The organism is Stappia sp. P2PMeth1 (genome assembly GCF_900185735.1).
Classification (GTDB): domain Bacteria; phylum Pseudomonadota; class Alphaproteobacteria; order Rhizobiales; family Stappiaceae; genus Stappia.
In genome coordinates this window covers 155,904-168,146 of record NZ_FYAW01000021.1, presented here as the reverse complement: position 1 = coordinate 168,146, position 12,243 = coordinate 155,904, and the positions used below count along the sequence as shown (strand labels likewise).

Sequence of the window (12,243 nt, the reverse complement as noted above, 5' to 3'; positions counted from 1 at the left end):
AGGCCCGCACCCTTTCAGGCCCGATCTGTTGGAGAATTCGCATGTCCGTCGATGTCGATACGGTGAAGCGCGTCGCCCATCTGGCGCGGATCAAGGTGACGGATGAAGAGGCCGGCCGGATGACCGGCGAGCTCAACACGATCCTGGCCTTTGTCGAGCAGCTCGACGAGGTGAATGTGGACGGCGTCGAGCCGATGACCTCCGTCGTCCATCAGCAGATGAAGAAGCGGGCCGATGTCGTCAGCGATGGCGGCTATCCGGACAAGGTCGTGGCCAATGCCCCGGCCTCCGACGACAATTTCTTCATGGTTCCCAAGGTGGTGGAATAGGCAGGCCCGTCCGGCTACAGGCGACTAGGGGACGGCCGGGCGCCGTCCGTAATTACCACCAGCGAGATCCAGTCCGAGCGAGACCCCGATGACCGAGCTGACCAAACTGACCCTGGCGGAGGCCCGCGCGCGGCTCGCCGCCCGCGAGATCACCGCGAGCGAGCTGACGCAGGCCTATCTTGCGGCCATCGAGGCGGCCAATCCGGCGATCAACGCCTATGTCGCGGTCACCGCCGAGCGGGCGCTGGAGATGGCCAAGCGCTCCGACGAGCGGCTGGCGCGCGGCGAGGGCGGGGCGCTGGAAGGCATTCCGCTCGGCATCAAGGACCTGTTCGCCACCGAGGGCGTCCACACCCAGGCCTGCAGCCACATCCTCGACGGATTCAAGCCGCCCTACGAATCGACCGTGACGGCGAACCTGTGGGCCGACGGCGCGGTGATGCTGGGCAAGCTCAACATGGACGAGTTCGCCATGGGCTCGTCCAACGAGACCTCCTATTACGGCAATGTCGTCAATCCCTGGCGCCGCGAGGGCTCCAACGAGGCGCTGGTGCCGGGCGGCTCGTCGGGCGGCTCGGCCGCTGCGGTCGCGGCCTGGCTCTGCGCCGGCGCCACGGCGACCGACACCGGCGGCTCGATCCGCCAGCCGGCGGCGCTCACCGGCACGGTCGGCATGAAGCCGACCTATGGCCGCTGCTCGCGCTGGGGCGTCGTCGCCTTCGCCTCCTCGCTCGACCAGGCCGGCCCGATCACCCGCACCCTGCGCGACAACGCCATCATGATGCGCTCGATGGCCTCGGTCGATGCCAAGGACACGACCTCGGTCGACATGCCGGTGCCGGATTACGAGGCGGCCATCGGCCGTTCGGTCAAGGGTTTGAAGATCGGCATTCCGGCCGAATACCGCATCGACGGCCTGCCGGCGGAGATCGCCGCGCTGTGGCAGCAGGGCATCGACTGGCTGAAGGCGGCGGGCGCGGAGATCGTCGAGATCAGCCTGCCGCACACCAAATACGCGCTGCCGGCCTATTACATCGTCGCCCCGGCCGAGGCCTCGTCGAACCTCGCCCGCTATGACGGCGTGCGCTACGGCTTGCGGGTTCCGGGCGAGGATATCGCCGACATGTACGAGAACACCCGCGCCGCCGGCTTCGGCGCCGAGGTCAAGCGCCGGGTGCTGATCGGCACCTATGTGCTCTCGGCCGGCTACTATGACGCCTACTACCTGCGCGCCCAGAAGGTCCGCAGTTTGATCAAGCGTGATTTTGACGAGGCCTTCGATGCGGGCGTCGACGCGATCCTGACGCCGGCAACGCCGGACGCCGCCTTCGCGCCGGGCGCCTTCAGCGGCGATCCGGTGCAGATGTACCTCAACGACGTCTTCACCGTGACCGTGAACATGGCCGGCCTGCCGGGCCTGGCTGTCCCCGCCGGGCTGAACAGCGCCGGCCTGCCGCTCGGCCTGCAGCTCATCGGCCGGCCCTTCGGCGAGGAGACGCTCTACACCATCGGCAACGTCATCGAGGAGGCTGCCGGCCGCTTCGAGCCGGGCAAGTGGTGGTAAGGCCGGTTTGAGAGGGTTTGCGCAAAATTTCGCGATTTTGGCGCGCGATTTTGCAAAATCCGTCTCAATTTTTGCAAGCCCGGCGCCCGGCGGTAACCCGTTCGGGCGCCTTGCTTTTTTGCCCCTGAGCCGGTGATTTGGCGCGATCGCCGCGCAAAATCGCCTTACAGCTTGTAGGCGGTGCGGAAGCCGCCCCAGTGGCGGCCGGAGACGGTGATAGGTGCGTCGATCTCGCGCATCCAGATGATCGTGCCGTTGCCCATGTCGCGGGGATAAGTCTGCACCAGGAAGGGGCGTGTGTTGCGCGCCGCGCTGAGGCCGGCGCGGTCGTCGAAGATCCGCCGGTTGCGGCAGTTGGCGGCATTCCAGGCCGGGTCGTCGGGGCGCTGCGGCTGGGAATAGGCGGCATTGTGCACCGGCAGATAGGCGTTGCGGTCGACCGCGACGCAGAAGACGAGGCCGCTGCCCTTGGCGCGGGCGAGGATATCTTCCTGGATCGGCGGCAGGATCCGCTCCAGCACTTTGAGCGCGCGGTTCGAGACCTGGCGCGGGTTGGTGTCGGGGATCGGCTGATAATCGATGTCGAACAAGGCGTCGAGCGTCAGCTCGCGCTTGGCTACCGCCTGTTCCATCGCCTCGGTGACGCGGCGGGCGCCGTCCTGGGCCCGGTCGATCGACGGGGACAACTCGCCGCGCACCCGTGCCAGCACTTCGGCAAGGCGGGCGACGAAGGCCTCGTCCGGCCGCTCGAAGGCGCAGTGCATGCCGAGATCGGTGACGGCGACGATCTGCAGCGCCGTGCGGCCGAGGCCGGAGAGTTCGACCGTCGCCGGGCCTTCTTTGGCGCGCTCCTCGCCCTGTTGCGGGGCGAGAAGAACGCCGCCGGCCGACAGGTCCAGCGTCTTGATGCGGTAGCTGTGGCCCGATTGGGTCAGGGTTCCGGACAGTTCCGCCGGCAGCCGGTCGTCGCGCCGCCGGTCGCCGATCGCCGTCTGGCGGATCATCATCGTGAACCGGCTGCTCAGACTGTTCCCCAGGGCGAGCATCGAGCGGGAGGCCTCGCCGGCGGCCTCGCCGGCGCGCTCGGCGCTGTCCGTCGCCTCGGTGATCGTCGAGACTTTCTCGGTCACCGCCCGCACGAAATCGGCGGTTTCCCTTGCGGTTTCGCCGACCGAGCGGGTGGTTTCCAACTGGCGGCCGACGGCTTCGGCGACGGCGGCGAAGCTCGGCCGGATCTCGCCGATCACGCCGATGATGCGGTCGACGGCAAGAATACTCCCCTCGGCCGAGCTCTGCAGGCGGGCGATGTTGGCGACGATCTCGTCGGTGGCGTTCTGGGTCTCCACCGACAGTGCCTTGACCTCGCTGGCAACCACGGCGAAGCCCCGGCCGGCTTCGCCCGCGCGGGCCGCCTCGATGGTGGCGTTGAGCGCGAGCAAGTTGGTCTGCTTGGCGACGTCGGAGATCAGCCGGACGACATTGGCGATGGCGTCGATGGCGCTTTTCAGCTCCTGGATGCCTGTGTTCGCCGTGTCGGCGACCTGGCGCGCTTCCTCGGCCAGGCGCGAGGAATTGCGGACCTGTTCGTCGATCTCGTTGCTCGCCGCGACGAGCTGCTCGACCGAGGCGGAGAGACTGTGGGCGGTCTCGTCGGCATGGCGCGTCTCGCTGTGCAGCGCCTGCGAGTGACCGCGGATATCCGAAAGCTGCTGCAACTGCTCGCCGACCCGCGCGCGCAGGTCCTGCGCGCCGGTGCCGATGCTGCTGGCGGCGGCCCGCAGATCGGATTCGATCAGGTCGAGCGTCAGCGCCGTCTGCTGATCGCGCGCCAGCGACAAGGATGTCTCGGCCGACGTCGCGGCAGGTTTGTCCGTCTCGGTTGCGTGGATCTCTTCGCTCCGGACCGTACTGGAATCGTCGGTGATTTTCGGTCTCGCTGCCGCGAATAGACGCATGGTTGGATCTCCGGTTTCCGCCCTATCCCAAAGGGTTATCCAATAATTTTCTGGTAATAGTTTTGCATGATTGCTTGAATTGTTGGTTAACGCAGCGGTAGTTTTTGTCTCGGATTGCTGCTCCCGCAAAACGTGTGAGGGCGTGCCGGCGCGGCGCATGTCGCGGGTTCTTTGCCTTGCGCGGTTCCCATGCTAAACCCGCCGGGCACAGCCGGCGGCAGGCGCCACGGCCGCGGGACCGACGCGGAACGACGCGGAACGACGAACGGAACGGGATGAGCGATCAGCTTAAGAGACAGGCCGCCGAGGCGGCGCTGGAAGAGGTGACGCCGGGGATGCGTCTTGGCATCGGCACCGGGTCCACGGCGGAGCAGTTCGTCCGCGCCCTGGCGGAAAAGGTCCAGGGCGGGCTGTCGGTGATCGGGGTGCCGACCTCGGAGCGCACGGCGGCGCTGTGCCGCGAACTCGGCGTGCCGCTGGCGACGCTGGAGGATTGTCCCGAGCTCGACCTGACCGTCGACGGGGCGGACGAACTCGACCCGAAGCTGCGGCTGATCAAGGGCGGCGGCGGCGCCTTGCTGCGGGAAAAGATCGTCGCGACCGCCTCCCGGCGGATGATCGTCATCGCCGATGCCAGCAAGAAAGTGGCGCGTCTCGGCGCCTTCGCGCTGCCGGTCGAGGTGGTGCCCTTCGGTCTTCGCGTCACCCGCAACGCGGTCGCCCGGGCACTTTCGAACCTTGGCTATGACGCGCCGATCCTGCTGCGCGGCGGGGACACGCCGTTTGTCACGGATGGCGGCCACCATATTCTCGACATCGATTTGCGCGAGATCACCGATCCGGAGGCTCTGTCGCGGTCATTGCTCGACATTCCGGGGGTGGTGGACCACGGGCTCTTTCTCGGCATCGCCGATGCCGCATATCTGGCCGGGGCCGATGGAGTGGAGCGCCTGCTTCCCGTCGCCGACCAGCAAAACTGACCTTCAAGGACCAGCCCGGCGAAGGCGGCCGGGCACCCGATCACTTGCTCATGGAGTATCCGATGTTTGATTTCTGCCGGAAATCCGCGACGGCCGCCGCCACGGCGGCGGCGATGCTGCTGTCCCTCGCCCAGGCGACCCATGCCCAGGAGAGCTTTTCCGAGGAGCACATCACGGCCGCGCGCAACGCCGTGCAGGCGGCGCAGGCGATCCGCGCCTTCGACGATGTGCTGCCGCTGATGGCGGAGCGGACCCGCAGCCTGTTCATCCAGAACGATCCGGCGAACACCGGGATGATCGACGAGGTGGTGACCGATGTGGCCCTGTCCCTCGCCGGGCGCCGTCCGGAGCTCAACCGGGTGGTTTACGAGGTCTGGGCGCGCCGCTTCACCGTCGAGGAATTGAACGAACTGGCGGCCTTCTACAACACGCCGCTGGGCCAGAAGTATTCCGCCGTCGAGCCGGAGCTGCGGGCGCTGTCGATCGGTGCCGCCAAGCAGTGGGGCGATGCGATCTCGACCGAAATGGTGACCCTGGTGCGCGAGGAGATGATTAAGCGCCAGGAGGCGCAGGAGACCCAGCCGACGGAAGCCCCGGCGCAATAATCAGGGCCGAGAGGGCTCCAGGCATGAGCGATTTCGACTTCGACCTCTTCGTCATCGGCGGTGGTTCGGGCGGCGTGCGCGCGGCCCGCATCGCCGCGACCCATGGCGCGCGCGTGGGCATCGCCGAGGAATACCGCTACGGCGGGACCTGCGTGATCCGTGGCTGCGTGCCGAAGAAGCTGATGGTCTATGCCTCGCGCTTTTCCGAGGAATTCGAGGACGCGGCCGGCTTCGGCTGGCAGGTGGGCGAGCGCCGTTTCGACTGGGAGCGGCTGATCGATGCCAAGGACCGGGAGATCGCCCGGCTGGAAGCGATCTACCGCCGCAACCTGGAACGCTCCGGCGTCGAACTGTTCGACACGCGGGCGGTGCTGGAAGACGCCCACACGGTGCACCTGCTGACCGACGGGCGGCGCATCCGCGCCGAGCGGATCCTGATCGCGGTCGGCGCGACGCCCAATGTCGATGCCGGCCTGCCGGGCGGCGAGCACGTCATCACCTCCAACGAAGTGTTCCATCTCGCCGACCTGCCGAAGCGCATTGTGGTGGCCGGCGGCGGGTATATCGCGGTCGAGTTCGCGGGGATTTTCGCCGGGCTCGGCGCGGAGACGACGCTGATCTATCGCGGGGAAGAGATCCTGCGCGGCTTCGACGATGACCTGCGCCAGGTCCTGCACGAGGAGATGGAGAAGAAGGGCATCCGCGTCCTGTGCGGCGACGTGTTCTCCTCCATCGAGAAGACCGGTGAGGGTCTTGTCGGCCACACCCGCAAGGGCGAGACGCTTGCCGCGGACAAGATCATGTTCGCCATCGGCCGGCGGCCGAATACCGCCGGTCTCGGCCTCGACAAGGCGGGGGTAGAGCTGGCGTCTTCGGGGGCGATCCTCGTCAACGAGGCCTCGCAGACCAACGTGCCGTCGATCTATGCGGTCGGCGATGTCACCGACCGGGTCAACCTGACGCCGGTGGCGATCCGCGAGGGCCATGCCTTCGCCGACAGCGTCTTTGGCGGCAAGGAATGGTCCGCCGATCACTCGATGATCCCGACGGCCGTGTTCTCGCAGCCGGAGATCGGCACGGTCGGCCTGACCCAGGCCGAGGCGCTGGAACGCTACGGCGCGGTCGACGTCTACAAGGCGCATTTCCGTCCGATGAAGCACACGCTGTCGGGGCGCGACGAGAAGATGCTGATGAAGGTGCTGGTGCAGCCGGAGACGGACCGGGTGCTCGGCGTGCACCTCCTCGGCCATGACGCCGGCGAACTGGTGCAGGTGCTCGGCATCGCGCTGCGGATGGGCGCCACCAAGGCGGACTTCGATGCGACGATGGCGGTGCATCCGACGGCGGCCGAGGAACTGGTGACGATGCGCGAGCCGACCGAGCGGCTGCGCGCCTGACCGGCCGACAAGGCGGACCTGAAAAGACGACGGGGAGGCACTGCCTCCCCGTTTTGCTTGCGGTTTTGCGGTTTCGAGCGGCCGGCGGAGCGCTGTCAGTTCGCCGCCGCGCGGCGCCAGCCGAGCGCCAGCAGGCCGGCACCGATCATCAAGGTGCCGCCGCTGCGGTTGATCCAGCGCCGGACGGAGGGACGGCGGATGCGCGTGCGCACCAGTGAGGCCATCAGCCCGTAGGCGGCGGCATTGAGCGCGGCGAGGATGACGAAGGTCGCCTCCAGAATCACCGCCTGCTGCAGCAGCGGGCGCGCCGGATCGATGAACATCGGCAGGAAGGCGATGAAGAAGACGATGCTCTTCGGATTGAGCGCCGTCACCGCATAGGCGTGCAGGGCGATGCGCAGCATCGGCGCGCGGGTCGGGGCAGATGCGGGGCCAGGGGTGCCGTCCGCCATCTCCTGCGGCGCCGTGTCGGCAACGGGCGCGCGCCAGAGCTTCAGCCCGAGCCAGATCAGATAGGCGGCGCCGATCCACTTCAGCACCGTGAACAGGGTCGCCGAGGTGGCGAGCAGCGCGCCGAGGCCGAGCAGCGAGGCGGTCATCGCGGTGAGATCGCCGAGCGCCACGCCGATGACGGTCGCCGAGGCCACCGCCCGGCCGTGGGCGAGCGCATAGGAGACGACCAGCAGGATCGTCGGGCCGGGGATGGCGAGCATCACGAAGGAGGCGGCGGAAAAGGCCAGCCAGGTTTCGAAAGACATGGAAGGACTCCGGCAGGTGGGACGTCGATCTGCCCAGCAATCCACAACCGATGGCATTTGAAAAGAGGCAAACACCCGCATCAAGGCCGCCGCCGCGGCGCGGGGGCGCGGCGGCGGCGGGGGTTTCAGCGGTTGTCGAGTTGCGAACGGACCCGCAGCAGCCCGAGACGGGTGATGCGGTAGGGGCCGGACTGGGCGGAGGCGATGAGCCGGCGCCGCTTCAGCTTGCGAAAGAGGTCAAGCGTCAGCCCGGTGTTGTGCCAGCCCTCGCGGGTGACGATGGCGAGCTCTTCGATGCGGCCGCGCTCGTCCTTTTCGACGAGCACATGGCCGCCTTGAGCGAGCAGGTGCAGGACCCGCTGCTCGGCCTTGGAAATATCCATTTTCGGAGTGTCCGGAGATGCAGTTCACACGCGCACGTCACCGCCGCCCGCAACGCAAGCGGTCGTGCGTGGGTTGTTGCCCGGTCTTTCTCGATGGACCGGGCTTTACCGGGTCTCGAGCTGGCTGCGCATAAGCTCTCCGAAGTTGACGCGGCACAGATAGGCGTTGAGCGCCCGCCGCGCAAGGCAGCGCGGGCGGTGCCCGGTCGGGGCGGGCCAGTGTCGTCGATCCGTGTTGCGGAAATGTCGCGCTCGCGTGAAGGCGCGCGGGGGCGCGATTGCAGTTCCCTTTTGTGTCCCGCGATCCTAAAACAGCGGCATGAGCCCGACCGAATCCCTGCCGCTGCTTTTCGGCCTTGCCGGCCTGTTGAACCCTTTCGCGCTGCTGATCGGGGCGGCGCTCGGCTGGTATGCCGACGCGCGCGCCAAGCTGATCATCGCCGGCTTCGCGGCTGCAGTGATCAGCGTGCTGATCGACGTTTCGCTGTCGGCGAGCGGCGTGCGGGCGCTCGGCGGCTATGACGGCGGGCCGCTGGCCGTGCTGCCGTTCCGCTTTGTCGGCGCGCTCGTGCTCGCCGCCATCGTGCACGGCATCCGCAAGCGGGCACAGCGCCACCGCCGCTGAGGCAGGGGCCGAGCCTGCAACACCGTCTCTTGCGCACGCCCGAAGCCGCGCGGCGAAGCAAGGTCGCAGCCTAGTTGCCGGAACGGCCCGTCCAGGCGGCGAACAGCTCGCCATTGGGGCAGAATCCCGGTGCATGGGCAGCGCCGTCGGCGTGCTCTTCGAGCCAGTTCGCGCAGTCCTGCGGCCGTTCGCAGCCCATGCAGCGGGCAGCGGCGGTGCGCATCGTGCTTTCCAGGATCATGCCGGACGGCAGCGTGTCGTCGGCGCCAACCGTGCGCATCATCCGCCCCATCAGCCCGGCACGTTCGTCGAGGCGCTTCATCAGTCCCATGGCAGCCCGTCCTCTGTTCGCGGCGCCGGTGCGGCGGCCGCTGCCCGGTTACTGTAGGATCGTTGCGGAGGAAACTATTTGACGGAAATCAAACGGCGGACCGCTCCATAAGCGGGATCGGCGGGATTTCGCGAATCTGCTAGGCTCACTCACCGTCGGCGCGAGGCTGGACGGCAGCACGGCGAGGCCCCGCGCATGATCTCTCGCGTGACATCCCAGAGCAACCAGAGCGGCGTCGTCGCGGTGCGGCCGGTGAGCCGGGTGCCGATGCTGAATGTCGGCGACGTGATCGCCGTGCGCGTCGCCAAGCACCTGACCGACAACGTCATGCGGCTGATTGCAGGGGGCGGGGCAGGGGCGGGCGGTTTTCAGCTCGATGTCGAGGGGCAGGAGATGCTGCCGCTCGGCACGCGCGCCACGCTGAGCGTCGAGCGCGGCCCCGACGGCCCGCGCTATCAGGTGAGCGCCGCGCCGCAAAACGCCGGCCAGGGCGCCCCGCAGGGCGCATCCAGTGCGGCCTCCGGCGAGGCGGCGGCACTCGCCCGCATCACCGCGCTCGCCACCTCCCTTGCCGCCCGCCAGGATGGCTTGTCGCCGCTCTATGGCGGCCTTGCCGCGACGCTGGCCGCAGCGCCCGCCGGGGCGGCGGGCGGCTTGCTGCCGCCTGCGGTGACGAGCGCGCTGGCGAGCCTGCTCGGCTTCCGGCTGGATCCTGCCGGAACCCGGGAAGGCCGGCTGGATGGCCCCGCGCTCAAGGCGGCACTGGAAGGCGTGACGGGGCGCGGGGCGGCGAGCGGGACTCCCAGTCTTGACGAGGCGTTGAACGGGCTCCTGCGCGTGCTGAAAGGGGCGGCCGGGGGGCGCGAGGCGCCGGCCCGGCAGGCGACCCCGCCGCCGCTGCCGGGGATCTCGCGTCATCCGCGCGGGGAAAAGCCGGCCCGCGCCAGCGGCGAGCTGATCTCGGCCCTCCTGGCGCGCGACGGAGAGGAAGCCGCCGCCATCCTTGCGGCCAAGACCGAGGCGGCGCTGGCCCGGCTGCGGCTTGCCTCGCTGGCCTCGCGCGGGTTGCTGGCCGATGGCGAGGGCGCGGGCGATGCGGCGCTGTTCGACCGGGTGCTCGACCTGCCGCTGGTGGTCGGCGGGCAGACGGCGGTGATCTCGCTGCAGATCGGCCGCGACGACACGCCCGGCCACGACGGGGAGGGCGCGCATCCCGCCTGGCGGCTGCGCTTCGCGCTCGACACGGAGGCGACCGGCGCGGTGGAGGCGCTGGTCGGGCTCGACGGTCCCCGGCTGTTCGCCAGCCTTTGGGCCGTGCGGGAGGACATCGCCGCGGACCTTCGCGAGCGGCTGCCGCGCCTTGCCGCGACGCTTGCCGAACAGGGGCTGGAGGTGGTCGATCTCAAGGTGACCAGCGGACTGCCGGACGATCCGCCGGCGCCCTCCGGCCAGTTCGTGGACGTCGTCTCGTGAGCGGGCGCCGGGCGAACGGAACGCGGCCCCTGACCCTCCGGGAGGGCCGGCCATGAGCGAGGAGCAGGACCCGCGCCGCCGGCTGGCGGTGGCGCTCCACTACGACCATGCCGGTGCGCCGCGGGTTACCGCCAGGGGGCGCGGCGCCATCGCTGCCCGCATCCTGGAGCTTGCGGCCGAACACGGCGTGCCGGTGGAAGAGGACGCGGCCCTGGCCGAGGCGTTGTCGCAGATCGAACTCGACCGGGAAATCCCGGTGGAGCTCTACGAGGCCGTCGCCGCCGTGCTGCGCTTCATCCTGATGGCCCGGGGCCGGTGAAGGGGCGGTGAGGGGCCGTTGAAGGGCCGTTGAAGAGCCGGTGAGGGACGGATTGTCGCTGTGCGAGGCGACGAATTGACTTGCCAAACCGGGGCTGAAATGGGAGTTCGATGGCTTCGGCTGGCCGGCGTCGCACCCTTGCGAAAACGGACAGTTTTTCAGGCGGGTTGTTTCCTCATTTCCTCCATCTGGGGGGCTCGCTCCCGGATTGGATGGATATTGGTGAACACTGACTGCCGCCCGGCGGAAAAGCCGCGCTCCTGGAACGCCTCGCTGGCCAAGTATCGCCAGCCGAGCACCGCGCGCAGCGTCTTCGAGATCCTCGCCAGCCTCGTGCCCTTCGCGGCCCTGTGGGCGGCGGCGGCGGTGCTGGTGAATCACGGCCAGTGGTGGGGCCTCGTCCTCACCGTGCCGGCCGCCGGCCTGCTCGTGCGCCTGTTCATGCTGCAGCACGATTGCGGGCACGGCGCGCTGTTCACCCGGCGCGGGCTCAACGACTGGACGGGCCGCGCGCTCGGCGTCTTGACCTTCACGCCCTACGACTACTGGCGGCGGAGCCATGCGATCCACCACGCCTCGACCGGCAATCTCGACCAGCGCGGCATCGGCGACATCGACACGCTGACGGTCAGGGAGTACCAGGCGCTGCCCTGGAGCGGGCGGCTGCGCTACCGGCTCTACCGGCATCCGCTGGTGATGTTCGGGCTGGGGCCGGCATGGCTGTTCGTGTGCCAGTACCGCCTGCCGTTCGGCATGATGCGCGGCGGCCTGGAGCCGTGGCTCTCGACGCTTGCCACCAACCTGTGCATCGCCGGCATGGCCGCGCTGCTCATCTGGGCGGCGGGCCTCGGGCCTTTCCTGATGGTGCAGGGGCCGATCATCCTGATGGCGGCGACCGCCGGCGTCTGGCTGTTCTACGTCCAGCACCAGTTCGAGGAAACCCACTGGTCGAAGGCCGGCGAGTGGAACTTCCAGACCGCGGCGCTGGAGGGCAGCTCGCATTACGACCTGCCGCCGGTCCTGCAGTGGTTCACCGGCAATATCGGCATCCACCACGTGCATCACCTGTCCAGCAAGATCCCGTTCTATCGCCTCAGCGAGGTGATGCGCGACTTCCCCGAACTGCGCGACATGAACCGCATCACCCTGCGCCAGAGTTTTGGCTGCGTGAAGCTCGTCCTGTGGGACGAGGACACCCGCCGGCTCGTGACGTTCCGCCAGGCCCGCACGGCCAGCGCTGCGGCGTGAGGGGGGCGACCGGGCTAAAACTCGCCTCCCGCTGACAGGGGGCGCTTGACTGCGGTTATGCCCGCGCGCGGGGTACGCGCTGTCCTTCCCGTCCGTGTCGTGGAACTTGCCGCGAAACACCGTGCGCCTGCGGAAGAACGCTCACTCACCGGAAGCCCAGTGGTATATCGAGCTCGACCGGTAACTTCCGCTGGAGCTCTATGAGGCCGTGGCCGTCCTGCGCTTATTCCGAAAGTGGAGGCGTCGAGGAGAGTGGATGCTTGTCATTGAACATAG

13 protein-coding genes are annotated in these 12,243 nt (G+C 68.6%); 9 read left to right on the top strand and 4 right to left on the bottom strand.

Going from position 1 to position 12,243, the window contains the following annotated elements; genetic code table 11:
• Positions 1 to 41 precede the first annotated feature (41 nt).
• Positions 42 to 329 carry an Asp-tRNA(Asn)/Glu-tRNA(Gln) amidotransferase subunit GatC gene (gene gatC / locus P2PM1_RS14550; RefSeq protein ID WP_186389047.1) on the top strand — a complete coding sequence of 96 codons (288 nt, stop codon included), beginning with the start codon at positions 42 to 44 and terminating at the stop codon, positions 327 to 329.
• Positions 330 to 417: 88 nt separating this feature from the next.
• A complete protein-coding gene (gene gatA, locus P2PM1_RS14545) occupies positions 418 to 1,893 on the top strand; it encodes an Asp-tRNA(Asn)/Glu-tRNA(Gln) amidotransferase subunit GatA (RefSeq protein ID WP_186399545.1) in 1,476 nt (491 codons plus the stop codon).
• A 164-nt stretch (positions 1,894 to 2,057) separates the two neighbouring features.
• On the opposite strand, the gene P2PM1_RS14540 is transcribed toward gatA, so the two are convergent.
• Positions 2,058 to 3,731, bottom strand: coding sequence for a methyl-accepting chemotaxis protein (locus P2PM1_RS14540; protein ID WP_186399544.1), 1,674 nt, complete (start codon positions 3,729 to 3,731; stop codon positions 2,058 to 2,060).
• 392 nt (positions 3,732 to 4,123) lie between these two features.
• Between P2PM1_RS14540 and rpiA the strand changes: the two genes are divergently transcribed.
• The 3 genes from rpiA (at position 4,124) to gor (ending at position 6,830) form a co-directional block, all read left to right on the top strand.
• The gene (gene rpiA, locus P2PM1_RS14535; protein WP_186395271.1) at positions 4,124 to 4,828 is read left to right on the top strand and encodes a ribose-5-phosphate isomerase RpiA; all 705 of its coding nucleotides are present in this window, start codon (positions 4,124 to 4,126) and stop codon (positions 4,826 to 4,828) included.
• Positions 4,829 to 4,890: 62 nt separating this feature from the next.
• Positions 4,891 to 5,433, top strand: a complete 543-nt coding sequence (locus P2PM1_RS14530) for a DUF2059 domain-containing protein (RefSeq protein ID WP_186395270.1) — start codon at positions 4,891 to 4,893, stop codon at positions 5,431 to 5,433.
• 23 nt (positions 5,434 to 5,456) lie between these two features.
• Positions 5,457 to 6,830 (top strand): glutathione-disulfide reductase, encoded by a 1,374-nt coding sequence (gene gor / locus P2PM1_RS14525; RefSeq protein ID WP_186399543.1) that lies wholly within the window; start codon positions 5,457 to 5,459, stop codon positions 6,828 to 6,830.
• 95 nt (positions 6,831 to 6,925) lie between these two features.
• On the opposite strand, the gene P2PM1_RS14520 is transcribed toward gor, so the two are convergent.
• Both P2PM1_RS14520 and P2PM1_RS14515 read right to left on the bottom strand, forming a co-directional pair.
• Positions 6,926 to 7,588 (bottom strand): LysE family translocator, encoded by a 663-nt coding sequence (locus P2PM1_RS14520; RefSeq protein ID WP_186395268.1) that lies wholly within the window; start codon positions 7,586 to 7,588, stop codon positions 6,926 to 6,928.
• Positions 7,589 to 7,713: 125 nt separating this feature from the next.
• Entirely contained in the window at positions 7,714 to 7,971 is a 258-nt protein-coding gene (locus tag P2PM1_RS14515) for a YjhX family toxin (RefSeq protein ID WP_186389039.1), read from the bottom strand.
• Positions 7,972 to 8,290: 319 nt separating this feature from the next.
• On the opposite strand from P2PM1_RS14515, the gene P2PM1_RS14510 reads away from it, so the two are divergent.
• Positions 8,291 to 8,596, top strand: a complete 306-nt coding sequence (locus P2PM1_RS14510) for a phosphatidylglycerophosphatase (protein ID WP_186389038.1) — start codon at positions 8,291 to 8,293, stop codon at positions 8,594 to 8,596.
• Between the two features lie 70 nt (positions 8,597 to 8,666).
• Here the strand turns inward: P2PM1_RS14510 and P2PM1_RS14505 are convergent, their stop codons facing one another.
• Entirely contained in the window at positions 8,667 to 8,927 is a 261-nt protein-coding gene (locus tag P2PM1_RS14505) for a DUF6455 family protein (RefSeq protein ID WP_186389037.1), read from the bottom strand.
• 207 nt (positions 8,928 to 9,134) lie between these two features.
• Here P2PM1_RS14505 and P2PM1_RS14500 point away from each other — a divergent pair, with 207 nt between their 5' ends.
• From P2PM1_RS14500 to P2PM1_RS14490, 3 genes are all read left to right on the top strand, one after another.
• Entirely contained in the window at positions 9,135 to 10,400 is a 1,266-nt protein-coding gene (locus P2PM1_RS14500) for a flagellar hook-length control protein FliK (RefSeq protein ID WP_186399542.1), read from the top strand.
• A 52-nt stretch (positions 10,401 to 10,452) separates the two neighbouring features.
• Positions 10,453 to 10,719, top strand: a complete 267-nt coding sequence (locus P2PM1_RS14495; RefSeq protein WP_186389035.1) for an EscU/YscU/HrcU family type III secretion system export apparatus switch protein — start codon at positions 10,453 to 10,455, stop codon at positions 10,717 to 10,719.
• 222 nt (positions 10,720 to 10,941) lie between these two features.
• Positions 10,942 to 11,967, top strand: a complete 1,026-nt coding sequence (locus tag P2PM1_RS14490) for a fatty acid desaturase (RefSeq protein ID WP_244301527.1) — start codon at positions 10,942 to 10,944, stop codon at positions 11,965 to 11,967.
• Positions 11,968 to 12,243: the final 276 nt, after the last annotated feature.

What these genes read in the sequence shown, in the direction of transcription:
- P2PM1_RS14505 (WP_186389037.1), bottom strand. Translation starts at nt 8,927, where the DNA reads ATGGGACTGATGAAGCGCCTCGACGAACGTGCCGGGCTGATGGGGCGG.
- gatA (WP_186399545.1), top strand. Translation starts at nt 418, where the DNA reads ATGACCGAGCTGACCAAACTGACCCTGGCGGAGGCCCGCGCGCGGCTC.
- P2PM1_RS14520 (WP_186395268.1), bottom strand. Translation starts at nt 7,588, where the DNA reads ATGTCTTTCGAAACCTGGCTGGCCTTTTCCGCCGCCTCCTTCGTGATG.
- P2PM1_RS14510 (WP_186389038.1), top strand. Translation starts at nt 8,291, where the DNA reads ATGAGCCCGACCGAATCCCTGCCGCTGCTTTTCGGCCTTGCCGGCCTG.
- P2PM1_RS14530 (WP_186395270.1), top strand. Translation starts at nt 4,891, where the DNA reads ATGTTTGATTTCTGCCGGAAATCCGCGACGGCCGCCGCCACGGCGGCG.
- P2PM1_RS14515 (WP_186389039.1), bottom strand. Translation starts at nt 7,971, where the DNA reads ATGGATATTTCCAAGGCCGAGCAGCGGGTCCTGCACCTGCTCGCTCAA.
- rpiA (WP_186395271.1), top strand. Translation starts at nt 4,124, where the DNA reads ATGAGCGATCAGCTTAAGAGACAGGCCGCCGAGGCGGCGCTGGAAGAG.
- gatC (WP_186389047.1), top strand. Translation starts at nt 42, where the DNA reads ATGTCCGTCGATGTCGATACGGTGAAGCGCGTCGCCCATCTGGCGCGG.
- gor (WP_186399543.1), top strand. Translation starts at nt 5,457, where the DNA reads ATGAGCGATTTCGACTTCGACCTCTTCGTCATCGGCGGTGGTTCGGGC.
- P2PM1_RS14495 (WP_186389035.1), top strand. Translation starts at nt 10,453, where the DNA reads ATGAGCGAGGAGCAGGACCCGCGCCGCCGGCTGGCGGTGGCGCTCCAC.